Source organism: Asticcacaulis biprosthecium C19 (genome assembly GCF_000204015.1).
Classification (GTDB): domain Bacteria; phylum Pseudomonadota; class Alphaproteobacteria; order Caulobacterales; family Caulobacteraceae; genus Asticcacaulis; species Asticcacaulis biprosthecius.
In genome coordinates this window covers 13,232-38,771 of record NZ_GL883079.1, presented here as the reverse complement: position 1 = coordinate 38,771, position 25,540 = coordinate 13,232, and the positions used below count along the sequence as shown (strand labels likewise).

The following is a 25,540-nucleotide window of genomic DNA, read 5'->3' as shown; positions in this document are numbered from 1 at the left end:
AATACGGATGATCCCAGACTTCGTGTCTTCGCGTCTTCGCGTCTTCGCGTCTTCGCGTGAAACCCTTCTTTCGTCGGATCATCCGAGTCCAACATGTGTAACGCCTAGAGCGCAATGAGTTTAGGTGGAATCGCCCGCCCCGTTTACGGGGAGGGGGACCGCGAAGCGGTGGGAGGGGCTTTACCGTCAGTGGGATAGCCCCTTCCGTCATCTCGCTTCGCTCGATGCCACCTCCCTTTAAACAGGGGAGGCAAAGGTGTTTCGAGCTAAAATCATAACGATCTAGACGCCCAGAAAACACTGCGAAGAAGACACTATATCGTCGCCTTGGTACGGAAGAGCGTCTTGCCGTAGCGGTTGTCACCACGTTCCCCGGGCATGATGCACAGGTCGACCACAGCCCACAGCACAACGATGCCCGCCAGAAAATCGAAGAATCCGTAAGGCGCGGGCCAGACCAGGATCACCGCCAGCAGGATCACCGCTGCCCACCAGCCTGAACGGCCGCGGTCGTGCAGCCGCTTGGCCAGGACACAGGTGCTCATGAAACCAACGGCGGAATAGACCACGATACCGGCGACGAATTCGATCGGTCCTTGAAAAGCCGATTGATAGACCGCCACCCCAACCAGCAACACGGCAGCAGCGATGGTGAACGGCACCTGCCCGATTCGCCCGGTGGCGGAGAAGAACAGTTCGGCCCAGTCGGTCTTGGGGTTCATCGGGGACTCCGTTGGTCTTATCGCCTTATACCAAACCTGGGCGAACGACCAAGCGGGAAGTCTCACATCGACAGGCGCGTCTTGTTGATCGACTTGAAGATGCCGGACATGGCCGCGTTTAGTTGGTTGGCACTGGTCAGGTCGTAGAAGTATTCCGGCGCACTGGCGCACTTGCGCAGCATGTTGGAATTGCCCTGGATGATCTTGACCGTATAGACCGTGATCCCCTTGGCCTTGGCGTTTTCACAGGCCAGGGCGGTACGCTTGTCGATCACGGAAGCGCTCCAGCTTGTAAAGCTCTTGGTATTATCGCCGTCGGTCACGACAATCATGAACTTGCGCGCCTTGGTGCTGCCGAATTCCGTGGCGTCGGAAAATGGTTGGTTCGGCGACAGGACTTCCATGCCCCACTGCACGCCCATGGTGACATTCGTATAGCCACCGGGTTGAAGGGTCTTAATGAAGTTGCGTGCTGAAGAGATGTTGTCGCTCAGCCCCTGAACAGGCTTCAGGCTGGCTTCGTCACAGGTTTCCAGCGGGTACAAGGTCTGAGCCTTGCCCTTTTGTGCCGCAGACGCCGAGACGTCGTGGCTCGTCGCGAGATCCCGGTCGTGCACGCAATTGCCCCAGCCGCTCGATAGCCCCTGACTGGACATGGTTGTCACGGTGGCGTCGCTAAGGCGGACCTGGGTATTGAAAGGCACGACAGCGATCTTGCTGCCCGACAGGTTCTTGCCATTCTGCAGCAGGCCGGCCATGGCGCTGTCGACCGACGATTTCAGGTTCGGCATCTTGTTGGCTTCGGCCATTGACCCGGTGGTGTCGAGCACGAAGGCGATTTCGAACACGTCCAGCGACGTCTTGGCTTGCGACACGACGGTGACCGGATAGCTGTCCTTGCCAAAAAAGGCGCCGAAATAGGACGAGACCGTGGCGTGGACCGTATAGGTCTGGCTGATGATATTCTCGTTGACTTCGCGTTTCAGGGCGCCATTGAGGTCATAGACGCCGGGGTGGCCGAAATTCTCGGCAAAAGCCTTGTCGGCGGCGACTCCACGCGACTCGTCAGTGGCCGACTTCAGCGCCATGGCGCGCAGGACGGCGGAATCAGCGGCGTCCTGAAGGCGGCGGCGGGCGTAATCGACGCGGGAAAAGTCAATCGCGGCGCCAACGAAGCCGAAGATCACGAAGACGCTGAGCGCGAAAATCATGATGACATTTCCGCTTTGGTCGCGACAGCTCTCGCCCAGGCGGCGACGGAAGCCTGCGAAACGATGTGTACGGCGTGCCAGGGTCGTCACTTTGATGATCCTCGGTTGCAAAAGGGACAGTGTCCGAAAGCGGGACACCTGATCCTGGAGTTGCAAGGGGCGTACCGGAAATTAGGGAGTTGTTAACCATCCCGGTCTTGCGCACAAAAAACCGCCCCCTTGCGGGGGCGGCAGTTCAGCAGTTTGCGGTGAGTCGTTGCCGGAGAGTCTTCGGATAGTTTCCAAGCCGCACCTTTGCAGGCTGGCAAGGGCGCCTTCTGGCCGCCGCCGCGTCTGCGGAGAGCCAGGTCGCGTTTGGGCTACTATTGCGTCAGGCGGACCTTGCGGATCGACTTCATGATCTTGGACATGGTGGCCGGAAGCTGATCGGCATTGGAAAGATTGTAGTAGTAGGCCGTCTGGGAGGCGCAATTTTGCAGTGTGGTCGAGTCCCCCTGCTCCACCCGGACCGTGAAGACGGTAATCCCAAGGTTCTTGGCATTGGTGCAGGCCAGAGCCAGTCGGGCATTGATCTGGGAGTTGTTGGTGGTCCAGCGGTTCTGGGTGTTGATGCCGTCGGTCAGGACGATCATGTACTTCAGTACAGCCTTGTCGGTGAATGCGCCGCCTTCGCTGAACGGCGCAGTCGGTGACAGGACCTCCATACCCCACTGCACGCCGATGGTGACATTGGTGTTGCCGGCAGGTGCCATTCTGGCGGCGTAGGTACGGGCCGCAGCGATATCCTGAGTCAGGGCCATGACCGGCAGAAGCGTGTTGGTGGCGCACTTGGCCGCTGGGTACAGGGTCGCCGGGGTGCCGGCCACCGGAGCGTCAGACGTGACATCGTAGGATTGCGTGCGGTCAATAACGCAGCCCGTCCAGTTGCTGGTACCCACACCCAGCAGGTCGCTGTTGGCCGTGATGGTGGTGTTGTCCTTGATGATCGTCGTCGAGGTCGAGTTGTAACCGCCGGCCGTCGGGGTCGAATAGGTCACCGCCCCATAGTAGCGACTGTAGTTGTTGGGCTGATTGTAATAGGCTTGATAGGTGTAGTAGTCGCCACCATTATTGGTGCTGTTGAGAGTCAAGGTCGAACTGTTGACGCGATAAACGACCTGGCGCCAGGCGATATAGGTGTAGTAGTATGTGTTACCGTAGCTACGATAGGTGTTGCTTGACTGATAGTAGGAGGTAGCAAAAACACCAAAATATGTATTTCCGTTGGAGGTCCAGCTACGGGTATAGTTGCGATTGTTCGATAGGCAGGTGGCGTTGCCATTACACATCGCCGAAGCGTTTTCGGAAATGACCTGGCACTGCGCCGAGCTATAGCCGGAGCAGCTGTAGGTCGGCGTCACGGTCGAGAAGTCGCCGGCGTAGTCGACCATACCGGCGACATTGCTGAGCGACACCTGCGTATCGAACGGCACCAGGGCGACCTTCGTCTTGGCGTAGTTCTTGCCCGTCGAATCGAGCATGGAGGCCAGCACCGCATCGAGGCTGGACTTCAGATAGGTCATCTTGTTGTTCGAGGACATCGAACCGGTATTGTCCAGCACGAAAGCGACTTCGGCCGTGCTGGTGCTGACGCCGGACTTGGCGACGGCATCGATATCGACCGTATCAATCCCAACCAGGCCCAGCAGGTAGGTCGGCACATGGGCCGTGGCCGAATAGGTCACAGTCATGATATTGTTGCTGGTGGCTGTACTCAGCGTTGCCGACGCCGTCCCCAGCGTGTCCAGGGTCGTCGTGTTGCAGAAACTATTCTGCAGCCCGCCACTCTGCTTGATATTACCGCAGAAGGCCTTCTTGGCGACGGCTTCACGCGTCGTCTGGGTAGGCGTTGCGGTGGGGTCTATGGTAGCGGCAATGGCGCCGGCATCGACAGCGTCCTGAAGCTTGGCGCGCGCCGCCTGGATATTCGCGAAGTCCAGGCCTCCACCGACCGCAGCGACGATCGGGATAACGGAAAAGGCGACAATCATGGTAACGTTGCCGCGGATATCCGCTGAAAACTTACGCAAATAACGACTGACCTTCGTCATGGACGTGCGCCTTAGGGCTGAATGAGGGGCCTTCTCCAAGAAAGCGGGTTCGGCAATCCTGAAAAATTACCACCCGCCCCTTAAGAATTTAGAAAAAGATGAGGTTAAGGAGTTTTGGCGCAATATTAGTATGAATATAGATTTACCGTTACCAAGAGGTATTATTACTCCGGCATGAATTACAAATTTTACGGTAAAAAAATTACCGGCTTTGTTAAGGTTAAAGCTGTATTGACAGGGCCAGTGTGTCAAAATCCTCAGGGATCGGCGCCGACAACGTCTTGTCTCCACCGGCCGGATGCGGAAACGTCAGCGACAAGGCGTGCAGCATCAGGCGCGGTACGCCCCTGCCGCCTACACTAAGCGCGCCGCCATAGCGGACATCACCGGCAATGGGAGTTCCCAGATGGGCGAGGTGAACGCGAATCTGGTGCATGCGTCCGGTATGCGGGCTGCACTGAATCAGCGCAGCATCATCGCCACGCTTCAGCACTTCGAAGGTGGTTTGCGCCGTCAGGGCGTCGGGGTGGTCGGGCGCACAAACGCGCGACCAGGCTTCGCGGCCGACTTCTTCGCGGCGCAGGGGCGCATCGACCGTAAAGCGGTCGGGGAGTTCGGCGCCAGACACGATCGCCAGATAGGTCTTGTCAAAGGCGCGCCGGATCATAGCCTTGCCCAGAAAAGAGACGGCCGGCTGAGTCTTGGCGACCAGCAGTATGCCCGACGTATCGCGGTCCAGACGGTGCACCAGTTTGGGCCGTTTTCCGTTGGACTTGGCAAAGGCCCACATCATGTCGTCGAGATTATGCCCATCCCCGCGCCCACCCTGGCTGGACAGGCCTGAAGGCTTGTTAAAGCCCATGATGTCGGCATCCTCGTAGATGACCATAGACTTCACCCAGGCGATGTCGTCCGCAGACAGGTTGCGCGGCAGCTTGGACGCCGGAATCAACTTCGACGCCTGTTTTGGCCGCGGCCCGCGGCTGGCCATCGCCTTGAGGTGTTGCGGAGAATGTTTCGCCATGGCCGCTGCATAGCGGCGGCGGCGCGGAAAAGCAAATGCCGCCGATCTACTCGAAAAAATCCGACACGTCGGACTCGTTGGGCTGTTGCGACGGCACCAGCCACATGATGCCCAGGGCCAGCAGTCCGACGACGGTCAGGGCTATGACCAGCCATCGCGCGGACAGGTTGAGGTCATGCAGCCGGCGCGCCCCGGCCGACACGCCGGGTATCCATAACAACGCCGCCACGCTGCCGGCCAGGATCAGGTCGTGGCGCAGCAGAAACAGGATCGCCAATTGCACACCGAAGGTCGCCAGCAACCATGGCCATATCTCCGAACGGCTGGCGCGCCCACTAAAGTCGGCGGTCTTGCGATACACCGTCACGACCGCGTGCGGAACCGCTAGGACGCGCGGCACAGGCCCAAAACGGTTGCGGCCCTCCGGTCGACCCAGTACCGCCGCGGCCGCCAGGGCTGCCGCCAGACCCACAAAGACAATGACCGGCCCGAAGATGTAGAGGAAATATTCGAGATAATAGACCGCCCCCAGTTCCCCCGGCATCACCCCTCCCCGCGCGCCTTCTGCTTGGTCGCCCGCAGTTGCGCCCAGTATTCCAGTCTTTGCCTGACCTTGGCCTCGTGGCCATCGCCGACGGGATCATACAACTTCGGCCGCGCCAACCCGTCGGGGAAATAATTCTGGCCCGAAAAACCGTCCGGATCGTCGGGATCATAGATATAGCCGGCGCCGTAGCCAATATCCTTCATCAGCTTGGTCGGCGCATTGAGGATCACCGCCGGCGGATCGAGATGCCCCGTCTCGCGCGCCAGCTTCTGCGCCGCCTTGAAGGCCGTGTAGACCGCGTTCGACTTGGGTGCCGACGCCATGTGGACAACCGCCTGGGCCAGGGCCAGTTCGCCCTCGGGCGAGCCCAACACTTCGTAGGTGTCACGCGCCGCCTGGCACATCAAAAGCGACATCGGATCAGCATTACCAATATCCTCCGACGCCATGCGGATCAGCCGCCGCGCGATAAACAGAGGATCATCGCCGCCGTTCAGCATCCGCGCCAGCCAGTACAGGGCCGCATCGGGGTCGGAGCCGCGCACCGACTTGTGCAGGGCACTGATCAGGTTGTAGTGGCCTTCGCGATCCTTGTCGTGATTGGGCCGGCGCTTCTGCAGTTGCGCCAGCAATGCCTCCGACGACAGAGGGGATTCGAAACCCATATGATCCAGGGCCTCGATCAGGCTGAGGATGTAGCGCCCATCACCGTCGCTCAGCAGCTTTAGCGTCTCGTAGGCGTCGGCTTCCAGCGGCAGCTTTCGACCGATATGATCCTCGGCCTTGGCGATAATCTGGTCAAGAGCGGCGTCGTCGAGACGTTTCAGCACGAAAACCTGGGACCGCGACAGAAGCGCGCCGTTGAGTTCGAACGACGGATTTTCCGTCGTCGCCCCGATCAGGGTGACCACCCCGGCCTCGACGAAAGGCAGGAAACTGTCCTGCTGGGCGCGGTTGAATCGGTGGATCTCATCGACGAACAGCACGGTGCGCTGTCCCATCTGATGCCGTTGTTGCGCCTGTTCGAACGCTTTCTTCAGGTCGGCGACACCGGAAAAAACGGCGGATATCTGCTGGAACTCATAGCCGGCCGCCTCGGCCAGCAATCGGGCGATGGTGGTCTTGCCGACGCCGGGCGGTCCCCACAGGATCAGGCTGGGCAGGAATCCGCGCGCGATGAGGCGCGAAATAGCGCCATCAGGTCCCAGGAGATGGTCCTGACCGACGACCTCGGCGACGTTTTTCGGGCGCAGCCGGTCAGCCAACGGCTTGGCGGCGTCATCGACCTGCGCCAAAAGGCTGTTATGGGTGGACTTGGCGGTTGGCGCGGTATGGCCAAACAAGTCGGAGGTGGGAGCGGACATAAAACAGATATAGAACCATCCCCCGGGGTTTCAACGCCTACTTGGACCTATCGACGAGGAACATCACAATGGGGGCCCGAAGCGGCGGACACGAAAAGAAAAGTGGCGCCCCACGATCCTGGTGGGGCCGGGTTAGGCGAAATCAGCCCAGCCGTCACGTCGCGGCCGACTTCTGCCTTTGCAGCCACGCTACATCGGCAGCATTTCTAGCCAGGCCTATGGCCTGCGCGTAGGCGGTTTGCGCCGCGGCCTCATGTCCGGCCTTGCGCAACAGGTCAGCCTTGGCCGCAAAGTAGGGCTGGTACATCGTCAGCGCCCCCTCCAGCGTCGTCAATTCCTGAAGCGCAAGCTCAAGAAACCCCGCCTCGGCCAGGGCGACAGCCCTGTTCAGGCGAATAACCGGATTGGCATCGAATGTGATCAGGGCATCATACAACATCAGGATTTGCCCCCAGTCGCGCGCCGCCGCCTGGCTATGCAAGGCCATGATGGCCGCTTGAATCTGATAAGGGCCGGTTTTGCGGAGCGCCAGAGCGCGATCCAAACAGGCTTCGGCTTCTTTCAGTTTTGCCTGATCCCACAACAGGCGATCCTGGGCTTCCAGCGGCACGACGCCGGCTCCGGCGATTCTGGCCCGGTAACGGGCGTGCGCAAACAGCATGAGCGCCAACACGCCCAGGACCTCCGGCTCATCCGGACGCAGGGCTTCGATCATCCGCGCCAGGTAGATCGCCTCTTCGCACAGATCAACCCGCACCGAACTTGCGCCGGACGACGCGCAATACCCCTCATTGAAAATCAGATAGATGACCTTCAGCACGCTGTTGAGCCGCTCATCCCAATCCTGCGGCTCAGGGACACGAAAGGGAATGCCGGCTTGTGCAATCTTGGCCTTGGCCCGACTAAGACGTTGCCCCAAGGTCGTCTCGGCATCCAGAAAGGCATTGGCGATTTCCGTCGTCGTCAGGCCACCGAGGGTCCGTAGCGTCAGTGCAATGCTTGACTTGGGCTCCAGGGCCGGATGACAGCAGGTAAAAATCAGACTGAGCCGCTGGTCGGTCACCCCGTGACTTTCAGCGACGACATCACCTTGTGACAGCAAAACAATATCCTGGCTCAGCCCTTCGTCGCGGCGGGCTTTTCGCAGGCGATCAATGGCTTTACGGCTGGGCGCATGGAGCCAGGCCGCCGGGCTGTGCGGAATCCCGTTACGGTTCCAATGCGTAAAGGCCGAGGCCAGCGCCTCCTGAAGCGCCTCCTCGGCCTGGTCAAAGTTACGAAACTTGGCCATCAGGCTGGATAGAACACGCCCCCGGTCCTGCCGCATAAACTGCGCAATGGCCGTCTCAACTTCATGAGAACCGGGGGCTTTTATCAAAGTCCGTAATCCGCCAGGGGACGAACCTCGACAGTACCGTAGGCCGCCGAGGGAATCATGGCGGCAAACCGCAGAGCCTCGTCAAGATCGGCACAGTCGATGATGTAATACCCGCCCAGCCGTTCCTTGGTTTCGGCAAACGGGCCATCCATCGTTTCGGTCTTACCGCCTCGGACCCGTACGGAAGTCGCTGTCTCGACGTCCTGCAATCCATCGCCGGCGACATAGACACCGGCGGTCTTCAGGGCCTCATTCAGCATGCCATAACCTTGCATCATGGTTTCGAATTCGGCAGTCCCATAGGCGGGTTCAAGAGAAGGGTCTGAGTAGATCAGAGTCATGTATTTCATAGGGTGTCTCCAGTTTTGAACGGATTACAGATTGAGATGGCTAAGGCCAAGGCAAACAACCAGGATCAGGGTCGCCAGAATGCCGCCCATATTGCCGATGATACGCAGTGGATGCGTTGGGACACTGGCCTTGAGCCCGAAGGGGTGTGCAATACGGCCCAGCGTCAACAGGGCTCCGGCAGCATGAAGCCACAATGGGCCAACGCCGCGCCCTTCTGCCAGCAACATCAGGATGAGCACCATCGGCACCCATTCAACAAAATTACCATGCTTACGAATGCATTCGTGCAGGCCTTCATGGCCCCCGTCACCAATGGACAAGGACAGGCTTGAGCGCGATTTTATAACGTTGAAAAGCAGGATCAGGAAAATAATTGCCAAAGGTATGGCATACAGACTGGTCACTGGAAAATTGTTCATATTGCACCTTCATTTTTCGAAAATTGTATTAGCCGTGAGACGCAGAAAACTAGGCTTGCCCCGCGGTGCGAGACAGGTTTGAGAGACCGGTTTCCAGGGTTTCTCCCAGCATGCCGTCCATAAACAGGCCCATAACCCGCACAACGGGATTCATGCCAAGGTCCATGGTCATTTGCCAGACGACCTCAGTTCCGCCCGCGACAGGCAACATGGACACCGCCTGGCGCGGTTGGCCCATGTCGCCCAGATCAATAGCGTAGGTGACAGAGTTTTTCGTCACACGGGTGACAGTCTGAGCTCCCTCCCCGTCCTTGCCGGCAAAATGAAACCCCGAACCGACACCCGATGTCGGACCAAACGTCTCAACCTTCAGGTCGGGATCGTTGTTGCGATAGGGGTTGATGCGTTGGTAAGCCTCTGCTGACGCGAGTATGGCGACAATCTCGTCCGGCTGGGCTTTTACGGTCAAGCGGCGCTCGACGGTGCCTTCATTCGGCAGCAGATATGTTGCGCCGATCGCCGCAACACCCATGCCGCAAGCGATCAAGGTGACTCTAAAAGGGTTCATTTCGTACCGTTCTCCAAAGGAAAGGCTCGATTGCCTTCGACAGGGTGACGAACGCCAATTTGAAATTTCGACATGCCGCCGCATTTTTTTTTGAATTTTTCAAATTCGGCGGCAAAAATTGGAAAACAGATCGCAAAGAGAAACAACGAAGCGTTGGCGGCAGAGGTGGAAATGCCAATTCTTAGTCACAACGCCAAGGCGTCATGTCCGCGCCCTCCGGAAACTACGGGAGGAACCATCCAAGCCGATCTCGCTTTGCAAAGAATGCCGAATGCAAAAAGCGCCGCCGGATGAACCGGCGGCGCCTGATGTTGAATGTCCGAAGCTTAGAAGTTGAAACGGACGCCTGCGATGAAGCGCTTGCCGAACTTTTCGTATTCGATCGGGTATTGGTCGGTGTCACCAAAGCGGGCGGCGCCGTCATTGGTCAGGTTGACGCCGTCAGCGAAGACTTCGAAGTTGTCGTTGATCTGGTAGCGGACCGACAGGTCGACTTCCAGGTCCTTGTCCCAGTAGATGTCGCCATTGCCGTTGGGAACGATCTTGCCGGCGACCGTGGTGTAGCTGCCGATGTCTTGAAGCCACGGCGTGCGGTACTGGGCGGCCAGGCGGACGGTCAGGCCGTACTTTTCATAGATGGCTTGGACGTTGTAGACCGAATCCGACGTGCCGGACAGGCTGATCGTCCGCGCGCCGAGGTTAAGCTCCGACTCGGTAAACGTGGCCGAGGCACGCACGCCAAAGCCGCCGAGCCATGCCGGAAGGTTGTGGCTTTCGACCAGGGATTCGGCGCTCGTCGAGGCGAACAGCTCCAGACCCTGAATATGGCCGTCGCCACCGTTGATGACCGTCGAGTAGGTGTAGTTGGTGCGGTCAAACCCGGTTACGTCCAGATCGTCCTTGCCGTAGGTGGTGGACGTCGACAGCAGCACGTCGCTGATGTCCTTGTAGAAGACGCCGGCCGAGAAGAAGGTGTCGTTGCTCCCGTAATATTCGAGATAAGCGTCCAGGCCGACCTGCTTTTCCGGATTAGCGTCGGGGTTGCCGCCCGAGATCGAGTCAGCCGTGTCGTCGATGGTGAAGTTCGGGCGCAGGTCGTCGAAATCGGCGCGCGAGGCCGAGGTGGTCAGGCCGAAGCGTGCCTTCAGGCGGTCAGACAGGTTCCAGTTCAGGTGAACACTGGGGTAGACCAGGGTCTCGTCCGACTTGGATTCCAGCAGGCCGTTATTGGTGCTGCCGACGAAGGTATAGGCCTCACCGGTATTGTTGATGGCCTCGACGCGCGCACCGTAGACAATGTTACCCCAGTCGAACTCCGTCGTCGCCATCAGGTAGGCGGCGGTGATGTCTTCGCTGACCTTCCAGTAGTTGGCCAGGTTCTCGGTCAGGGCCGTCGAACCACGCGAGGTCGCAATCGTGTTCAGTACGGCGTCTCTGTTGGAATAGCGGAAGGTGTAGCCGAGATGCTGCTCACCCAGATAGCCGCCGTCCTGCGCCAGTTGGCTGTAGGTCAGGGTGCTGCCCGAGGTCGAACCACTGAAACCGTAGTCACGGTTTTCCTTTTCGCGGGTGGTGTACAGCCCGCCAAACTCGACCTTGGTTTCACGGCCGAACAGCACGGTCTGATAGTCGAAATCGACCTTGCCGGTCCACGCCTTGGTGACTTCGGCCGCCTCGAACATCGAGATCTGGTTCAACGGCATGGTGAAGTCTTCGACATTCATCACCCGGTCGCCCTTGACGCGTGCGGTCGTGGTACCGGTGGTACGGAACAGCTCAAAGAAGTTCGCGCTGGTGTCGCGGAAATCATAGTTGACGGTCGGGCGCGAAGCGAAGTTGCTGCCGCTGCGGAAGCGGATTTCGGCCGGATTGTCGCCGCGGTTTTCGGTCCAGGTGTAGTTCAGGCGCCATGAGGCATTGAGCGCGTCGCCGAAACGATGCTCGCCGCCCAGGGTATTGGTCGCCATGGTGTCATAGTTGTCGCGGTAGGTGATACGCGCGTTCAGGCGGGCGCCGTAAACCGTGCCGACCTTCGGATCACTGGCCGTGAAATTGGCGTCACTGTTATAGGCCACGCCGGCGGCATTGGTGCTTTGACCATCGAGGTTGACGATGAACTGATCGCGCAGTTCGTCGTCATGGTAGTCGGAATAGATGGTCGAGGCGAAAACGGTGTTGTTCGTGTCGAACTTGTAGTCGAAACGCAGCGAGGCCGAGGTGTTTTCGCGGGTCAGACGGTAATGCTTGTTCTTGGTGTCGACGGCAAAGCGCTTCGACGTATCGACGGCGCGCGGCGTCGCATACGGATCGGTTTCCCAGTTTTCCGTCGCCATTTCACGGCTGTAGTAGGAGGCCTGGGCGACGATGCCCAGCTTGCCGTCCAGGAAGATGTTGGAATAGACCAGCGAGGCGTCCAGTTCCTGACCGTCGCCCAGCTCAACATGGCCCAGACCGAACTTGCCGGTGATCTTCTGGCCCTTGTAGTCGAAGGCGCGGCGCGTGCGGATGTCGACATTGCCGGCAACCGTATCACCCGGCATGGACGGCACGATGGCCTTCTGGATCGTCACCTGCGAGGCGATCGCCGAGGGGATGTTGTCGAAGCGGGTCTGACGGCCTTCCGGCGAGACGACCGACAGGCCGTCGAACGACAGGGTTGTCCAATAGCGCGGCGCGCCGCGCAGGTTGACATAACGGCCCTGGCCCTGGTCGCGTTCGATGCCGACGCCGGGCAGGCGCGAAACGGCCTGGGCGACGTTCTGGTCAGGCAGGTCGCCAATGGCGTCAGCCGACAGGACGGTGACCAGCGAGTCCGAATTCTTCTGGACCTTCATGGCGGCTTCCTGGCTTTCCGCCAGCGGACGGCGGCCACGAACGACCACTTCCTCGCCCGTCGCCACTTGAGCGTCCTGGGCGTAGACCTGACCCACGGAAATAAACGAAGCGCCGGCCATCAGCGCGAGGCGCAGCGCGCCCTTCTTGGAAAACAACATATTGGTATCCCCTTAAGCCTGCGCGCACGATGCGCACTCGCTGCGGTGTTCAGACCGCGATGGGAATGGCGTTAGCTGCGGTATGTGACAGTTTCGCAAAACGGCCATATTGCGGCGCAAAAGAGATACGGCCGTTGCATTATCGTCACGCAATTCGCGTCGTAAGCATGCCAAACCGCTGGGCTAGGCCTACTTTCGAGCGGACGAATCGGCCGCGGTAAAAATCGGCTTGAACCCATCGGGCTTGCCTTCGATCCGTTCCAGGCGCGGATAGCGAAGACCGTCATGGTAATCGAGGGTCACGATCCGGTACCGGTCGCCTTCCTGCATCCACAGTTCGATCTTTTTGTCGGTGCCGTGCGCCGCCACCAGGGCGTCTTTCAAACGTTCGGGCGTAAAGCCACGGCCGTCGACGGCGACGATCTTCATGCCTGCCGTCAGGCCCAACTTGAAGGCCGGTCCGTCCCACATGGCCTCGCGGATAGCTCCGTCCTTGGCGACGCTCAGCCCCGGGCCGTACATCAGGCCAACCACGCCCCGCTTTGCCTCATTCGATTTGGAATAGTCCATCGGCGTGTCGCTATAGACCAGGCGGTAACCCGCGCGCGCCAGGCTGTCGAGCGGCGCCCCGCCACCGGTCCGCGTCGTGCGTTGCGTCAGGAAGGTCGCCCAGTCGTAGGGATAGACCGAATTCAACGACGCCACGACATCGTCAAAGCCGTAGACCATCGGATCCCACGCGCCGTCATGAACGCCGAAAAAGCCGCGAGCAAAGTCATCCAGTGACTTTTTTCCGTTGGTCCTTTCGCGGATCAGGATGTCGGCCTCCAGCCAGATCAGGGCACCTTCGGAATAGTAGTCTTCCGAACGCTGCCAGCTGGTCCATGACTTGGGTTCACGGTTGGAGATAATCGGGTCGTAGGTGGTGTCGACCAGATTGCGCCAGTGCCGTGCCGGCAGGTTGTCATAGACGGCCATGGTCGCCGCCACCTGCTGCAAGGTCTGGTCGTAGCTGTAAAGCCCTGCCCGCCCCTCGATCACCCAGGTCCAATAGGTGGTGCCGCCTTCATAGACCCACAGAAGTTCGTCCTGCATCGGCGCCTGGAAATCACCGGTGAACTGTCCCCGCGGGCGGCGAAACTTGCCATCCCAACTATGGATATATTCGTGAGCCATGATGTTGCGGCCAAACCCCTTGCCCGCCACCTCGCGGAAATAGCCGGGTTCCACACCGATCTCGGACGAACGGTGGTGCTCCAGCCCGATACTAACCGTGTCGGACGCCGTCACCAGGAAATCGAAGCGGTCATAGTGCTTCGCGCCGAACAGCTTGTAGGTCTCCTGGACGACCCGGCGATGGATATCGACGACATTGGCCGGGACCTCCAGGTCTTTCGGGTCGTCGGCGACGATGCTCATGTTCACCGGCACCTTGGCGCCGGGATCCAGGTCGTAGGTGCGGAAATGCCGGCCAGCGATCAGCGGCGAGTCGATGAAGTGGTCATACGATATCGCCTTGAAGGTAACGACATCACCGCTGCGCTCTTCGGCCTCCAACGCGGAGGCGAACGACCAGTCCTTCGGCAAGGTCAGGTTTAGCTGGATCGGGATGCGGCGGGTGAACCAGCCCGCCGGATACAGGCTCTGCCCGGTCCATTGCAGCGCCATCATGGTGTCGGTATGCAGGATTTCGCCGTCGCGCGCCTGAACCGGGAACAGATACTGGAACTGCGCCGTCACCTCGGTAACACCGGCCGGCACGTCGACATGGAAGGCGTTCTGTTCGATCGAATCGCGCGTCCACGGGAGAGCCTTGTCACCCGCCATGACCTTCAGGCCAGCGATCTTGGTCAGGTCGGTATCGGCCGGCGAATGATGACCGGGCAGCCACTTCGGCACCAGGAGTGTGAGCCGGCCGCTCTGCGCCACCGGAATGACTTCGCGGATATGGACGATATGACGGTCGGTATCGCTGGCGTCGACAAACAGTTGGATCGTGCCAGGAAAGGCAACGTCCTGCGGCGCCGGCAGCCCGGGCGGAAGAGCGGCCGGCATGGCCACGGGTTGGGCGAAGACCGGTCCCGCCAGTAGCCCCAAAGCCAGACTACAAACCGCGATCGCTTTCATGCCACCCTCCTGAAGTTTCAGGAGGAACTATTCATGCGACCGCGATCTTGTAAAGAGATCGCCTCAGCGGAACTGGGCCGTAATGATTCGTCCACCGCGCTGGATGCTGATTCGCCACGAGCGCGCACCCTGTTTCAGCACAGTCTCCAACTGGCTGGATGTCGTGATCGGCGTGCCGTTGACGTCGCGGATGATGTCACCGGGCTGCAAACCAACGCCGGCGGCATAGGTCCGCGCCGATTCCACCGAATAGATCATCACGCCCTTGGGTGCGTCGAACGGATCGACGCCGATTTCGTCGGCGACGGCCGGCGACAGATTGACCACCTTGGCGCCCGAAAAGGGGTTCTCGCCCTTGATCACACGTTCGTCCCGCGGCGGTGAATCCGAAGGTGGCAAGGCCTTGATATTGGCGCTGAACGGCTGGCCCTGGCGCAGCCCCTCAATCTTGGTCATCTGGTTCAGCGTCATCAGGCTGATTTGGTAGCGCAGGCCGCCGGCATCGTTCACCGCCTCGCCCCCGACGCGCAGGATGACGTCGCCGGCTTTCAGACCGGCCTGGTCAGCGGCCGAGCCGTTATAGACATCCGACACCAGAACGCCTTCCGGCCGGTCCATGCCCAGGGACTTGGCTATATCGGACGTCACCGTGTCGCCCTTGGCGCCCAGCCACGGCCGCTTGACCGAGGTGGCGCCGCCCGCGGCGCTGTCGACGACGCGCTTGACCATGGCCGAGGGGATGGCGAAACCGACGCCGGACGACTGGCCCGACCGTGACAGGATCATCGAGTTGATGCCAATCAGCTTGCCGTTCATATCGACAAGGGCGCCACCGGAATTACCCGGATTGATGGCGGCATCGGTCTGGATGAAGGTCCCCCCTTCGCCATCGCTGCGGTTCAGCGCTGAGATGATGCCATTGGTGACGGTCTGGCCGACACCAAACGGGTTGCCGATCGCCAGGACCAGGTCGCCGACCTCGAGGTCACGGCCCGCGTCCAGCTCGATGGTCTGGAAATTGACGCCCGGCGCCTCCAGCTTCAGCACCGCCAGGTCGGTGCGCGGATCGGCCAGCAAAAGCTTGGCCGGATATTCGCGACGGTCGTTCAGCACGACCGTGAAGGTCTGGCCGCCGGCGACAACGTGGTTGTTGGTCACGACAATCCCGTCCTTCCGCACGATAACGCCGGAACCGAGCGATTCCTGGGTGCGCGATTCCGGCACGCCGTAACCGAACATCTGCCAGAAGGGATCGACATTCTGGCGCACGCGCGACTTGGAATAGACATTGACCACAGCCGGCGCGACCGTACGCACGACCGGCGCAAACGAGGTCTTCATCCCGACGACGGAATTGGGTACCTGGCGCGGTTCGTTGCCAAAGCCGGCACCTTCAAACGTCTTGTTGTCCTGGGAATGGCCCGGCCCGCAGGCCATCAATACAGCCAGCACAGGCAGAAGGGAGATAAAGCGCGACGTCATGGGAGTCCCCTGAAATTCATGATCTCAGATTTAAGGACCAATGCGGCAGTATCAAGGCTTGGCGGCAGCGCGTTTGCGCCATAATCTAACGCTTTGAGGGGGATTCCATGGATGTTTCCAAAGTCGTTCAGCATCTTCGCGCGGGCCGCTGGCAGGCCGTAAAGGATACGATTGCCGCCGCCTCGCCCGAAGGCGCCTACGAACTGATCAAGCTGTTGGGATACAAGATCGATCCCCGCACCGATCTCAACCCGTCGGTCTCCGACCCCGACGATACCGCGGGCCTTATCCTGAAGGGGGGCCTGGCTTTCACGCTGGCCAGCCGGGCACGAAACGGCGCTCCACCAGACCAGATGAGCGATGGTCAGGTTGGCGATTACTTCGGCGGTCTGACAATGGCCAACGACGCCCTGTCGCGCGCCTGGCAGATGACGGGCTCCGGGTTAGCCGCGGCTTTTGCCATGGGCTGCGCCATAAATCCCCTGGAAGACGGCCAGAAAGCGCGAGCCGAAGCAGACCTGCTGGGCGCGGACGGCGTCCCCATGTCAGGCTACATGAACCTGATGATGGCCTTGGCAGAAAAATGGGGCGGTACCCACGACGACATGTTCCGCGTCGCCCGGTCCCGGCTGGATCCGGAGCGTCCGGGCAGCGCCGCCCTCATTGCCCGCGCCCACTTCGAACGACGCCTCTTCTACCAGGCCTTTGACGAGTCGGCCGACGCGGCCGAACAGGCGGAACACTATTACCGTGGAAGCGCAGGCGAAGAGATAGGCGCGGCATCGCGCCTGCTGCTGACGGCCCGTCCTGGCGGCGACCCGGCAGAATTGCGGCTCGCTCATAGCTGGCTGGCCCTGGCCTTCTTCGAAGGCGACCGTCACCAGTTGGCGGCGCGTCACCTGGACGCCCTCAAGGGTTATGAGGACCCAACCATCTGGGGGCTGTTCAACCTTCCGCCCATCGCCATCAAGGGGCTAATCCGCTTCAATGCCATGACAGGGGGGTGAGGCGTGTCATTCCAAAATGAATAGCCACTTTCTGGCATGAGGTGTCTGACCTAAAGCCGTGCCAGCCACTGGCGCAGGATAGCCTGGAAAGCACCCGCGTGAGCCTCGATATCCACCAAGGTGGTGAACCGTACTGACGCCCGGTTCGGATCGAGCCATTGCAACAGACCCTTCGGATCGTCGATGCCGGCAACGCCATCGGGGCGCACCTTGGCGCCGCGATGCAGGATGATCTGCACGCCCGGCTTGGCACGCAGATGGAAGGTGGCAAACCACTCCCCACAGCGGTAACTTGGGGCATTCCACTTGACGCCCTCTTCGATGGCCGGATCAGCAGCCAGGATCAACCGACGCAGGGCGTCGATCTCTGCCCGAGCCGGATGATCGGCGACCAGAGCGTCCGGATCGGCCGCCCTCAATGCGGCGCGCCGTCGCTAGGCGTCTCGACCGTCAAGGACTGCTTCACGCCGCCCGCCAGGATCAGCGAGAACACCATGAACAAGGCCGCCATCCAGAAGGCTGCGCCGCTCAGCCACATCGGAACTCCGCTCTTGGTCACCGCCGACAGGATGACACCGAACAGGATCGGCGCGAAGACGGTCGACATGGCCGAAAGGCTCATATTGGCGCCCTGGAGCGTTCCCTGCTCCTGCGGACCGACCTTGGATGACATCAGTGCCTGGATGTTGGGCGTGGCCAGCCCCCACAGTGCACCCAGCGGAATGGTAGCGACAAACCAATACCAGGTCGGCGCCAGGCCGTAGCCGATAAACGCGAGCATGCCGCTGAAAAGCCCGAGGTACATGGCCTTGCGCTCCCCGATCTTTTTCACGATCACGCCGGTCAAGCCGGCCTGGACAAGGGCCGAACACACACCGACCACGGCCAGCATCAGCCCCACTTCAAACGGCCCCAACCGAAACGGTAGGCGCAAAACAGCACAGTGGTCGTCGGAAAGACCGACTGGGCAAACATCATCAGCAGGTACATGACCGAAAGACGCAGGACCTGGGCGGACTTTGCCAGGAACTTGAACGCCCCGAGCGGGTTGGAAGTGCGAAAGCTGAACGGCTTACGCTTATCCTTCGCCAGCGATTCCGGCAGAACGAACCAGCCATAGACAAAGTTCAGCAGGCTTAAGCCCGCGGCAAAGAGAAACGGCAGCCGATCTTCCCAGCCATGTTCGACCAGGAAGGGCACGTGGGTGCCAAATTCTCCCAGGACACCACCCAGGCTGGGGCCGACGACAAAGCCGATCCCAAAGGCCGCCCCCATCATGCCGAAAATGCTCGCCCGCTTTTCGGGTGGCGTCACGTCGCTCATATAGGCATAAGCGGTCGAGATACTGGCCGAGGTCATGCCGGAGACGATCCGTCCGACCAGAAGCCACCACAGGCCCGGCGCCAGGGCCATGAACAAAAAGTCCACGCCCGTGCCGAAGTTGGAGAACAGCACAACCGGCCGCCGGCCAATGCTGTCGGACAGTCCGCCCTGGATCGGCGAAAAGATGAATTGCGCCAGCCCCCAGGCAGAACCGAAGATGCCGGTCCACAGGCCGGCCGCCGAGATCGAACCCACGAAGTCCTCGATCAATCGCGGCAACACGGGGATGATCACCCCGATCGACAGCATGTCGAGAAAGACGGTCACCAGGATGAAAGGCGCTGCGGCCCTGAGTTTGTCCGACATGCGGCGTGTGTCCCCTGAAGTGTTGCGACAGCCTTAACGGAATTCGACCGCCGCGCATAGGGACCTACGGCCGCTAAGACCACAGCGTGTCAGTAGCCACGAAGCGCCCGCCGAAAGGTTGCCACCGTGCCATCGCCGGGTTGCGCTTTCAGCCCAAGCAGCCGCATCTGCAGGCTGTAGACATCGACATTATCGAACACCTCCAGCACGACGCCAGGTTTAATGTCCGGTCCGTTGGCAATGAACAGAGCCCGCATCTCGATCGCCTCGGGATCATACCCGTGGCTGCCGCCCTGCGGCTTCGGCATCCAGCCGTTAGTCGATGGTGCCACGATATAGCCACCAACATCGGCCAGGCAGTTGATGTTTGGCACGCGCGGATGACGACCATAACGAAAACGCTTCGGGATGTCTGCCTTACGCCAGCACGTCATGTGGTCGTGCGGCCGCAACAGGATGGCCTCGACCTCGGCTTCGCGGCCCGGCTTTGGAGTGAACCCCGCCACCTGACCGCCCAGCACGTCGGTGCTGTCGGGCGGTAACAACTCCGCCAGTTTCACGAAGGTCTCGGGCCGGTGCTTCGCCATGCCGTGATCGGCGACGATGATGATATTCACCTTCCCGTCCAGCCCCCGCGCCTTGAGGCCGTCCAGCAGTTGCCCGATCGAGGTATCGACCGTGGCCAGAGCCGAATCGACCTCATGGCTGTCGGGGCCAAAATCATGACCGGCATGATCAAGGTCAGAATAGTAGAGGGTGATGAAGCCCGGCCGCTGCGCCGCCGGCAAGTCGATCCAGGTCATAACCTGCGTGATGCGCTCAATAAGCGGCATATCGTCATTGAAGGGCAACCAGTAGCTGGGGCGGCGGCCTGAGTTGGGCGCTTCAGAACCCGGCCAGAACAGAGTTGCCGCCTTGACACCCTGTTCCTCGGCGCTGGTCCACACAGGCTTGCCGCCCGCCCACCAGAAGGCGTCCGTGACGGCTTCCTTGTTAGACATTTTGAACGTCACGCCCGGCCTGCCTTCATCTCGCATGGTGTTGTTGACAACACCGTGGCGGTCCGGACGCAACCCGGTCACAAGCGTATAGTGATTGGGGAACGTCAGGGACGGGAAAGACGGCCGCATTGGCCCGGTTGCCCCGGTTTGCGCCAGGTGATTCAGATTGGGCGTCACGCCGCGCTCGAGATAGTCAGCGCGAAAACCATCGATCGAGACCAGGACAAGCAAGGGGGGCTCCCCCCGGCCCTGGGGCACCGAAGCGCAACCCGCAAGTGTCAAAACAGCCAGGATCAGCGAAAACAGGCGCGGCATACGGCACTCATATGGATACATCGCAAATCGAATCACTTGCACAGATTTGCGACGATTTGAATGCAGCGCACAACAAAACCCCGGTAACGAACCGGGGGCTGCTACGTCGTATCAGGCTTTCGACCATCAGTCGCTCGCGCGAATCCGGTCCAATACAGGAGAGGAATAGAGTCTTACGCCCTCGCCTGACGCTTCCAGCGTCAGCGAGTCACTCAGGGCCATATCGCCGGACGCATCTTGCGTCTCATCGATGGGGGCTTCCAACAGGGCTTCGTCGGTCATGTCGGCCTCCTTCAGGTGAGCGGTAAAAGGGATGACGGCCGTTTGTCATGGGTGGCCGCAAGAAGAAGCTAACCTGCATTTCGCAATTGCGGAAATAACGGTTGCTGACGAAACATCACAGGATCGTTAACTCAAACGCAACCCATCTGAATGGGCGGTGAACACGGCCTGAGACGACATCAAAAAGGCCTCCGGTTTTGCACCGAAGGCCTCCTGTCACTTTTGCCTGTCGAAAAAGGCCTATTCTTCGTCGCCAGCGACTTCGAACACTGGGCCGGAATCCTTGCCCTTGGCCGATTCGTCGCGGTCGACGAACTCGATGATGGCCATCGGGGCGTTGTCGCCGTGACGATAGCCGGCCTTCAGGATGCGGATATAGCCGCCGCTACGGTCGGCATAGCGCTTGGCCAGCACGTCGAACAGCTTGGCCACCTGCGGCACGTCACGGACGCGCGAGATGGCAATGCGGCGGTCGTGCAGCGAGCCCGACTTGCCCAGCGTCACCAGCTTCTCGACGAAAGGACGCAGTTCCTTCGCCTTCGGCAGGGTCGTGACGATCTGTTCGTGCTTGATGAGCGAGGCCGACATGTTGGCGAACATGGCGATGCGGTGCGAGGTGGTGCGACCGAGTTTGCGGTGACCGTGGCCGTGACGCATGTGTATCTCTCCATAAGACCGCGTGGCGCTGATGGCACAGGCGCGGCCCCAAAAACGAGCCCGAAGGCGTAGGTCAAAGGGCCGACGGCCCCTGCCCGCTTCGGACGTCCGGGTGAACCCGGAAATTACCGCGACAAGGTTTTGGTCTTTCGCAGTAAGTGGAGCGGCAAAACACCGCTCCTATAAAAAGGGAAAGCCGGAAGGGTTACCCCATCCGGCTCTCTCAAAAGGTTGTAGACAGATCTTAAATCTGGTCTTCGAACTTTTTGGCTAGATCTTCGACGTTCTCCGGCGGCCAGTTCGGGATATCCATCCCCAGCGACAGGTTCATCGAGGCCAGGACTTCCTTGATTTCGTTGAGCGACTTGCGGCCGAAGTTCGGCGTACGAAGCATTTCGCTCTCGGTCTTCAGGATCAGATCGCCGATATAGACGATGTTGTCGTTCTTCAGGCAGTTGGCCGAACGGACCGACAGTTCCAGTTCGTCGACCTTCTTGAGCAGGGCCGGGTTGAACGGCAACTCGGGCTTGCCCTCTTCCACGACCGGCGCCTTCGGCTCTTCGAAGGTGATGAAAATCTGCAGTTGGTCCTGCAGGATGCGGGCAGCGAAGGCGACAGCGTCGACCGGGGTGACGGCAGCGTTGGTTTCGACGTCCAGGATCAGCTTGTCGTAGTCGAGCGATTGACCCTGACGGGTCGGCTCGACGCGGTAAGCCACCTTTTTGACCGGCGAATAGAGCGCGTCAACGGCGATCAGGCCGATGGGCGCATCTTCCGGACGCAGACGGTCGGCCGCGACATAGCCCTTGCCGTTCTGAACCGTGAACTCCATGCGCACCGAAGCGCCTTCGTCCAGGGTGCAGATCACGTGATCCGGGTTCAGCACTTCGATATCGGCGGGAACATCGATCTGACCGGCGGTCACCGGGCCGGCACCGGAGGCACGCAGCACCATGCGCTTCGGACCTTCCGCGTGCATGCGCAGGGCCAGTTGCTTGATGTTCAGGATGATGTCGACAACGTCCTCACGGACGCCTTCGATGGAGGAGAATTCGTGCACCACGCCGTCGATCTGGACGGAGGTGACGGCCGCGCCTTGCAGCGACGACAGGAGGACGCGACGCAGCGCGTTGCCGAGGGTCACGCCAAAACCACGCTCCAGAGGTTCCGCGACAAGACGCATCTTGCGCGAAGCATCGGTGCCGGCTTCGACTTGTGGCTTCTCGGGACGAATAAGCTGTTGCCAGTTTCTTTCGATCATTGACGTCCCTTTAAGAACAGGAAATGTCGCCCCGCTTTTAGGCTGGAAGCCTCAGCGGAGCGACGAAAAATTGGGTAGGAGAATTAAACGCGACGACGCTTCGGCGGACGGCAGCCATTGTGCGGGATCGGCGTCACGTCACGGATGGTCGTGATCGTGAAGCCCACCGCCTGCAGGGCGCGCAGAGCCGATTCACGGCCCGAACCCGGACCGGCAACGCTGACTTCCAGCGTCTTGACACCATGTTCGATGGCCTTCTTGCCAGCGTCTTCGGCAGCTACCTGGGCGGCGTACGGGGTCGACTTGCGCGAACCCTTGAAGCCCATGGCACCGGCCGACGACCACGACACGGCATTACCTTGCGCGTCGGTGATCGTGATCATGGTGTTGTTGAACGAGGCATTGACATGCGCCACGCCCGAAGTGATGTTTTTGCGTTCGCGCTTTTTAACGCGGGAAGTGTCCTTGGCCATGGGCTAATCCTTACTTCTTCTTGCCGGCGATGGGCTTCGCCGGGCCCTTGCGCGTGCGGGCATTTGTGTGGGTGCGCTGACCGCGGACCGGCAGCCCCTTACGGTGACGCAGGCCGCGGTAGCAGGCCAGGTCCATCAGGCGCTTGATGTTCATCGAAACTTCACGGCGCAGATCCCCTTCAACCGTATAGTCACGGTCGATGGTTTCACGGATCTGCAGCACTTCAGCGTCCGACAGCTGGTTGACGCGGCGGGCGTCTTCGATGCCAACCTTCTGCACGATCTCTTCGGCCTTCTTGGGGCCGATGCCATGGATATATTGAAGCGCGATGATCACGCGCTTGTTGGTCGGTATGTTGACACCAGCAATACGGGCCACGAGGTAATCTCCTGAAATGCGCCGTTTGGCGCACCTGTAAAACGAAAAGACGACACGTAAGCCTCCCTGATCCTGCCGTCCGGCCGGTTCAAGGCGCATACGCGTCATTTCGCGGAAGCCTGCCCTTATAGAAGGGTTTTCGCTCCCGTCAATGGGTTAATCCGCAAAAAAATCAAGTCATTTTTTACGGTCTTACTGTCCAGCCCCGCGAAAGACCGGAAACGTCGTTGCCAAAACCTAGACGGTAGTGGCGGATTCATTCTTGCCCAGCACCTCTTCGACACGGGCCGCGATGTCGTCCACGGCACCCATGCCGTCGATCTCATACAGCTTGCCCTGCGCCGCATAATAGGGCAGCAGCGGTGCCGTCTGGGCGTTGTAGGCCGCCAGGCGCACCTTGTAGGATTCGGGGTTGTCATCGGCGCGGCCTTCCTGCTGGAAGCGCGTCGCGATACGTTCGATAAGCCCTTGTTCGTCCACCTTGAGGCGGACGACCTTGTCGATGCGGGCACCACGGCCGCCCAGCATGGCGTCAAGCGCCTCGGCCTGGGCCACCGTACGCGGGAAACCGTCAAAGATGGCGCCGCCAGCGGCTTCAGCCCGCGGCAGGTTTTCCTTGATCAGATCGATCACGATGGCGTCCGAAACCAGACCGCCGGTATCCATGATCGTCTTGACGCGTGTTCCCAGTTCGGAGCCGGAGGCAATCGCCGCCCGCAGCATGTCGCCCGTCGAGAGCTGAACCATGCCACGTGTCGCGACCAGCCGCTTGGCCTGGGTCCCCTTCCCCGCCGCCGGCGGTCCGAACAGGATGATATTCATCGCAGTGCTCCCCGTACGGGCGCCTTGCTACCCGTTTTCAGCTTCGACTTCTTGATCAAGCCGTCATACTGGTGCGCCAGCAAGTGCGACTGAATCTGTGCCACGGTGTCCATAGTGACCGTGACCACGATCAGGATGGATGTCCCGCCGAAATAGAAGGCGTTACCCAGGCTGGAAATCAGGAACTCCGGCAACAGACAGACAATGGTGATGTAGGCCGCGCCAATGACGGTGATTCGCGTCAGGACGTGGTCGAGGTATTCGGCCGTCCGCTTACCCGGCCGAATGCCCGGTAGGAAGCCGCCATACTTGCGCAGGTTTTCCGCCGTCTCATCCGGATTGAACACCAGGGACGTGTAGAGGAAGCAGAAGAAGATGATCAACACGGCATAGAGCAGCGTGAACATCCAGTTGCCGTGCGTCAGAGTCCCGGCGACCTGGCCGATGATCCGCATCCATTCCGGCTGGTCGGCGGCATTGTTCTGGTTCAGGAAGGTCGCAACGGAGGTCGGCATCAACAGCAGAGACGACGCGAAGATCGGCGGGATAACCCCGGCCGTATTGACCTTCAGCGGCATGAAAGAGCTTTCGCCGCCAACAATACGGTTGCCCACCTGGCGCTTGGGGTACTGCACCCTCAGACGGCGCTGGGAGCGTTCCATGAACACGATAAAGACGATACAGGCCAGCAGCAGCAACAAGATGCCGACCAGGACAGGCGCCTGAAGGTCCCCGGTAGAGCCCATGTTCAGCAGAGTTCCAACAGTACGCGGGAGGACCGCGACGATACCGGCAAAGATGATCATCGACGAACCGTTGCCGATCCCGCGGGCGGTAATCTGTTCACCCAGCCACATCAGGAACAGCGTGCCCGACGTCAGGGTAATACAGGTCGAGATGATGAACAGCGGACCGGGATGCAGCGCCATGCCGCCGGTTTGCATACCGGTAGCGATGAAGAAGGATTGAACCAGACCCAGGACAACCGTCAGGTAGCGGGTATATTGGTTGAGCTGCTTGCGGCCGGCTTCGCCCCCCTCTTTTCGCAGCTTTTCCCACGGGCCGTAGACCGAGCCCATAAGCTGGACAATGATCGAGGCCGATATATAGGGCATCAGGTTCAGGGCAAACACGGCCATACGTTCGACGGCACCGCCGGCGAACATATTCATCATCCCGAAGATGCCTTGCGAATTGTTCTGGAAGGCCTGGGAAAAGGCGACCATGTCAATACCGGGCAGCGGCACATAGGTACCAAGCCGGTAGACGATCAGTGCGCCCAGCGTGAAGAGAAGCCGCTTGTGCAGATCCGTGGCCTTGGCAAAGGCCCCGAAATTCATATTGGCCGCAAGTTGTTCAGCAGCAGATGCCATAAAGT

Annotated in this window: 26 protein-coding genes; 2 read left to right on the top strand and 24 right to left on the bottom strand. The window is 60.2% G+C overall.

Annotated elements, in window-relative coordinates:
- Positions 1 to 314 precede the first annotated feature (314 nt).
- From ABI_RS15260 to ABI_RS15215, 10 genes are all read right to left on the bottom strand, one after another.
- The gene (locus tag ABI_RS15260) at positions 315 to 722 is read right to left on the bottom strand and encodes a DUF805 domain-containing protein (RefSeq protein ID WP_006273934.1); all 408 of its coding nucleotides are present in this window, start codon (positions 720 to 722) and stop codon (positions 315 to 317) included.
- Positions 723 to 784: 62 nt separating this feature from the next.
- Complete coding sequence (locus tag ABI_RS15255) at positions 785 to 1,933, bottom strand: pilus assembly protein (RefSeq protein ID WP_169313742.1); 1,149 nt, start codon at positions 1,931 to 1,933, stop codon at positions 785 to 787.
- 362 nt (positions 1,934 to 2,295) lie between these two features.
- Positions 2,296 to 4,023 carry a TadE/TadG family type IV pilus assembly protein gene (locus ABI_RS15250; RefSeq protein ID WP_006273932.1) on the bottom strand — a complete coding sequence of 576 codons (1,728 nt, stop codon included), beginning with the start codon at positions 4,021 to 4,023 and terminating at the stop codon, positions 2,296 to 2,298.
- Positions 4,024 to 4,243: 220 nt separating this feature from the next.
- Positions 4,244 to 5,047, bottom strand: coding sequence for an RluA family pseudouridine synthase (locus ABI_RS15245; RefSeq protein ID WP_006273931.1), 804 nt, complete (start codon positions 5,045 to 5,047; stop codon positions 4,244 to 4,246).
- A gap of 46 nt (positions 5,048 to 5,093) precedes the next feature.
- Positions 5,094 to 5,591, bottom strand: a complete 498-nt coding sequence (locus tag ABI_RS23775; RefSeq protein WP_006273930.1) for a DUF805 domain-containing protein — start codon at positions 5,589 to 5,591, stop codon at positions 5,094 to 5,096.
- A complete protein-coding gene (locus ABI_RS15235; RefSeq protein ID WP_083811529.1) occupies positions 5,591 to 6,958 on the bottom strand; it encodes a replication-associated recombination protein A in 1,368 nt (455 codons plus the stop codon). Before ABI_RS15235 ends, ABI_RS23775 begins: the two co-directional genes overlap by 1 nt.
- 154 nt (positions 6,959 to 7,112) lie before the next feature.
- Complete coding sequence (locus tag ABI_RS15230; RefSeq protein WP_006273928.1) at positions 7,113 to 8,249, bottom strand: RNA polymerase sigma factor; 1,137 nt, start codon at positions 8,247 to 8,249, stop codon at positions 7,113 to 7,115.
- 83 nt (positions 8,250 to 8,332) lie between these two features.
- The gene (locus ABI_RS15225; protein WP_006273927.1) at positions 8,333 to 8,686 is read right to left on the bottom strand and encodes a YciI family protein; all 354 of its coding nucleotides are present in this window, start codon (positions 8,684 to 8,686) and stop codon (positions 8,333 to 8,335) included.
- Between the two features lie 24 nt (positions 8,687 to 8,710).
- Complete coding sequence (locus tag ABI_RS15220) at positions 8,711 to 9,106, bottom strand: MAPEG family protein (RefSeq protein WP_006273926.1); 396 nt, start codon at positions 9,104 to 9,106, stop codon at positions 8,711 to 8,713.
- A 49-nt stretch (positions 9,107 to 9,155) separates the two neighbouring features.
- Positions 9,156 to 9,674 (bottom strand): SRPBCC family protein, encoded by a 519-nt coding sequence (locus ABI_RS15215; RefSeq protein ID WP_006273925.1) that lies wholly within the window; start codon positions 9,672 to 9,674, stop codon positions 9,156 to 9,158.
- A 72-nt stretch (positions 9,675 to 9,746) separates the two neighbouring features.
- Between ABI_RS15215 and ABI_RS25295 the strand changes: the two genes are divergently transcribed.
- On the top strand, positions 9,747 to 9,968 hold the full coding sequence (locus tag ABI_RS25295; RefSeq protein ID WP_157138954.1) for a hypothetical protein: 222 nt from the start codon (positions 9,747 to 9,749) through the stop codon (positions 9,966 to 9,968).
- A gap of 32 nt (positions 9,969 to 10,000) precedes the next feature.
- On the opposite strand, the gene ABI_RS15210 is transcribed toward ABI_RS25295, so the two are convergent.
- The 3 genes from ABI_RS15210 to ABI_RS15200 all read right to left on the bottom strand — a co-directional run bounded on the left by ABI_RS15210 (position 10,001) and on the right by ABI_RS15200 (position 16,276).
- Positions 10,001 to 12,667 carry a TonB-dependent receptor gene (locus ABI_RS15210; protein WP_006273923.1) on the bottom strand — a complete coding sequence of 889 codons (2,667 nt, stop codon included), beginning with the start codon at positions 12,665 to 12,667 and terminating at the stop codon, positions 10,001 to 10,003.
- Between the two features lie 189 nt (positions 12,668 to 12,856).
- A complete protein-coding gene (locus ABI_RS15205; RefSeq protein WP_006273922.1) occupies positions 12,857 to 14,794 on the bottom strand; it encodes a M61 family metallopeptidase in 1,938 nt (645 codons plus the stop codon).
- A 63-nt stretch (positions 14,795 to 14,857) separates the two neighbouring features.
- Positions 14,858 to 16,276 (bottom strand): Do family serine endopeptidase, encoded by a 1,419-nt coding sequence (locus ABI_RS15200; protein ID WP_006273921.1) that lies wholly within the window; start codon positions 16,274 to 16,276, stop codon positions 14,858 to 14,860.
- Positions 16,277 to 16,383: 107 nt separating this feature from the next.
- Here ABI_RS15200 and ABI_RS15195 point away from each other — a divergent pair, with 107 nt between their 5' ends.
- The gene (locus ABI_RS15195; RefSeq protein WP_006273920.1) at positions 16,384 to 17,283 is read left to right on the top strand and encodes a hypothetical protein; all 900 of its coding nucleotides are present in this window, start codon (positions 16,384 to 16,386) and stop codon (positions 17,281 to 17,283) included.
- 50 nt (positions 17,284 to 17,333) lie between these two features.
- Here the strand turns inward: ABI_RS15195 and ABI_RS15190 are convergent, their stop codons facing one another.
- The 11 genes from ABI_RS15190 to secY all read right to left on the bottom strand — a co-directional run bounded on the left by ABI_RS15190 (position 17,334) and on the right by secY (position 25,535).
- Positions 17,334 to 17,702: a DUF1801 domain-containing protein gene (locus ABI_RS15190; protein WP_006273919.1), complete on the bottom strand. Its 369-nt coding sequence runs from the start codon at positions 17,700 to 17,702 to the stop codon at positions 17,334 to 17,336.
- Positions 17,699 to 18,175 carry an MFS transporter gene (locus ABI_RS26710; RefSeq protein WP_050808322.1) on the bottom strand — a complete coding sequence of 159 codons (477 nt, stop codon included), beginning with the start codon at positions 18,173 to 18,175 and terminating at the stop codon, positions 17,699 to 17,701. The genes ABI_RS15190 and ABI_RS26710 overlap by 4 nt, the downstream gene beginning before the upstream one ends.
- Positions 18,175 to 18,972 carry an MFS transporter gene (locus tag ABI_RS26705; protein WP_050808321.1) on the bottom strand — a complete coding sequence of 266 codons (798 nt, stop codon included), beginning with the start codon at positions 18,970 to 18,972 and terminating at the stop codon, positions 18,175 to 18,177. Before ABI_RS26705 ends, ABI_RS26710 begins: the two co-directional genes overlap by 1 nt.
- A gap of 89 nt (positions 18,973 to 19,061) precedes the next feature.
- Entirely contained in the window at positions 19,062 to 20,288 is a 1,227-nt protein-coding gene (locus ABI_RS15180) for an alkaline phosphatase family protein (protein ID WP_006273918.1), read from the bottom strand.
- Between the two features lie 126 nt (positions 20,289 to 20,414).
- A complete protein-coding gene (locus ABI_RS25290; RefSeq protein WP_006273917.1) occupies positions 20,415 to 20,570 on the bottom strand; it encodes a hypothetical protein in 156 nt (51 codons plus the stop codon).
- Positions 20,571 to 20,810: 240 nt separating this feature from the next.
- Entirely contained in the window at positions 20,811 to 21,227 is a 417-nt protein-coding gene (gene rplQ, locus ABI_RS15175) for a 50S ribosomal protein L17 (RefSeq protein ID WP_006273916.1), read from the bottom strand.
- A 244-nt stretch (positions 21,228 to 21,471) separates the two neighbouring features.
- Entirely contained in the window at positions 21,472 to 22,488 is a 1,017-nt protein-coding gene (locus ABI_RS15170) for a DNA-directed RNA polymerase subunit alpha (protein WP_006273915.1), read from the bottom strand.
- Between the two features lie 83 nt (positions 22,489 to 22,571).
- A complete protein-coding gene (rpsK, locus tag ABI_RS15165) occupies positions 22,572 to 22,961 on the bottom strand; it encodes a 30S ribosomal protein S11 (RefSeq protein WP_006273914.1) in 390 nt (129 codons plus the stop codon).
- A gap of 10 nt (positions 22,962 to 22,971) precedes the next feature.
- Positions 22,972 to 23,340 carry a 30S ribosomal protein S13 gene (rpsM, locus tag ABI_RS15160; RefSeq protein ID WP_023452160.1) on the bottom strand — a complete coding sequence of 123 codons (369 nt, stop codon included), beginning with the start codon at positions 23,338 to 23,340 and terminating at the stop codon, positions 22,972 to 22,974.
- Between the two features lie 237 nt (positions 23,341 to 23,577).
- A complete protein-coding gene (locus ABI_RS15155) occupies positions 23,578 to 24,162 on the bottom strand; it encodes an adenylate kinase (RefSeq protein ID WP_006273913.1) in 585 nt (194 codons plus the stop codon).
- Entirely contained in the window at positions 24,159 to 25,535 is a 1,377-nt protein-coding gene (secY, locus tag ABI_RS15150; RefSeq protein ID WP_006273912.1) for a preprotein translocase subunit SecY, read from the bottom strand. The genes ABI_RS15155 and secY overlap by 4 nt, the downstream gene beginning before the upstream one ends.
- Positions 25,536 to 25,540: the final 5 nt, after the last annotated feature.

Bases quoted from the DNA above. Each gene is read 5' to 3' on its own strand.
- ABI_RS15260 (WP_006273934.1), bottom strand. From the start codon at position 722: ATGAACCCCAAGACCGACTGGGCCGAACTGTTCTTCTCCGCCACCGGG.
- ABI_RS15255 (WP_169313742.1), bottom strand. From the start codon at position 1,933: ATGATTTTCGCGCTCAGCGTCTTCGTGATCTTCGGCTTCGTTGGCGCC.
- ABI_RS15250 (WP_006273932.1), bottom strand. From the start codon at position 4,023: ATGACGAAGGTCAGTCGTTATTTGCGTAAGTTTTCAGCGGATATCCGC.
- ABI_RS15245 (WP_006273931.1), bottom strand. From the start codon at position 5,047: ATGGCGAAACATTCTCCGCAACACCTCAAGGCGATGGCCAGCCGCGGG.
- ABI_RS23775 (WP_006273930.1), bottom strand. From the start codon at position 5,591: ATGCCGGGGGAACTGGGGGCGGTCTATTATCTCGAATATTTCCTCTAC.
- ABI_RS15235 (WP_083811529.1), bottom strand. From the start codon at position 6,958: ATGTCCGCTCCCACCTCCGACTTGTTTGGCCATACCGCGCCAACCGCC.
- ABI_RS15230 (WP_006273928.1), bottom strand. From the start codon at position 8,249: ATGGCCAAGTTTCGTAACTTTGACCAGGCCGAGGAGGCGCTTCAGGAG.
- ABI_RS15225 (WP_006273927.1), bottom strand. From the start codon at position 8,686: ATGAAATACATGACTCTGATCTACTCAGACCCTTCTCTTGAACCCGCC.
- ABI_RS15220 (WP_006273926.1), bottom strand. From the start codon at position 9,106: ATGAACAATTTTCCAGTGACCAGTCTGTATGCCATACCTTTGGCAATT.
- ABI_RS15215 (WP_006273925.1), bottom strand. From the start codon at position 9,674: ATGAACCCTTTTAGAGTCACCTTGATCGCTTGCGGCATGGGTGTTGCG.
- ABI_RS25295 (WP_157138954.1), top strand. From the start codon at position 9,747: ATGCCGCCGCATTTTTTTTTGAATTTTTCAAATTCGGCGGCAAAAATT.
- ABI_RS15210 (WP_006273923.1), bottom strand. From the start codon at position 12,667: ATGTTGTTTTCCAAGAAGGGCGCGCTGCGCCTCGCGCTGATGGCCGGC.
- ABI_RS15205 (WP_006273922.1), bottom strand. From the start codon at position 14,794: ATGAAAGCGATCGCGGTTTGTAGTCTGGCTTTGGGGCTACTGGCGGGA.
- ABI_RS15200 (WP_006273921.1), bottom strand. From the start codon at position 16,276: ATGACGTCGCGCTTTATCTCCCTTCTGCCTGTGCTGGCTGTATTGATG.
- ABI_RS15195 (WP_006273920.1), top strand. From the start codon at position 16,384: ATGGATGTTTCCAAAGTCGTTCAGCATCTTCGCGCGGGCCGCTGGCAG.
- ABI_RS26710 (WP_050808322.1), bottom strand. From the start codon at position 18,175: ATGCTGGCCGTGGTCGGTGTGTGTTCGGCCCTTGTCCAGGCCGGCTTG.
- ABI_RS26705 (WP_050808321.1), bottom strand. From the start codon at position 18,972: ATGTCGGACAAACTCAGGGCCGCAGCGCCTTTCATCCTGGTGACCGTC.
- ABI_RS15180 (WP_006273918.1), bottom strand. From the start codon at position 20,288: ATGCCGCGCCTGTTTTCGCTGATCCTGGCTGTTTTGACACTTGCGGGT.
- ABI_RS25290 (WP_006273917.1), bottom strand. From the start codon at position 20,570: ATGACCGACGAAGCCCTGTTGGAAGCCCCCATCGATGAGACGCAAGAT.
- rplQ (WP_006273916.1), bottom strand. From the start codon at position 21,227: ATGCGTCACGGCCACGGTCACCGCAAACTCGGTCGCACCACCTCGCAC.
- ABI_RS15170 (WP_006273915.1), bottom strand. From the start codon at position 22,488: ATGATCGAAAGAAACTGGCAACAGCTTATTCGTCCCGAGAAGCCACAA.
- rpsK (WP_006273914.1), bottom strand. From the start codon at position 22,961: ATGGCCAAGGACACTTCCCGCGTTAAAAAGCGCGAACGCAAAAACATC.
- ABI_RS15155 (WP_006273913.1), bottom strand. From the start codon at position 24,162: ATGAATATCATCCTGTTCGGACCGCCGGCGGCGGGGAAGGGGACCCAG.
- secY (WP_006273912.1), bottom strand. From the start codon at position 25,535: ATGGCATCTGCTGCTGAACAACTTGCGGCCAATATGAATTTCGGGGCC.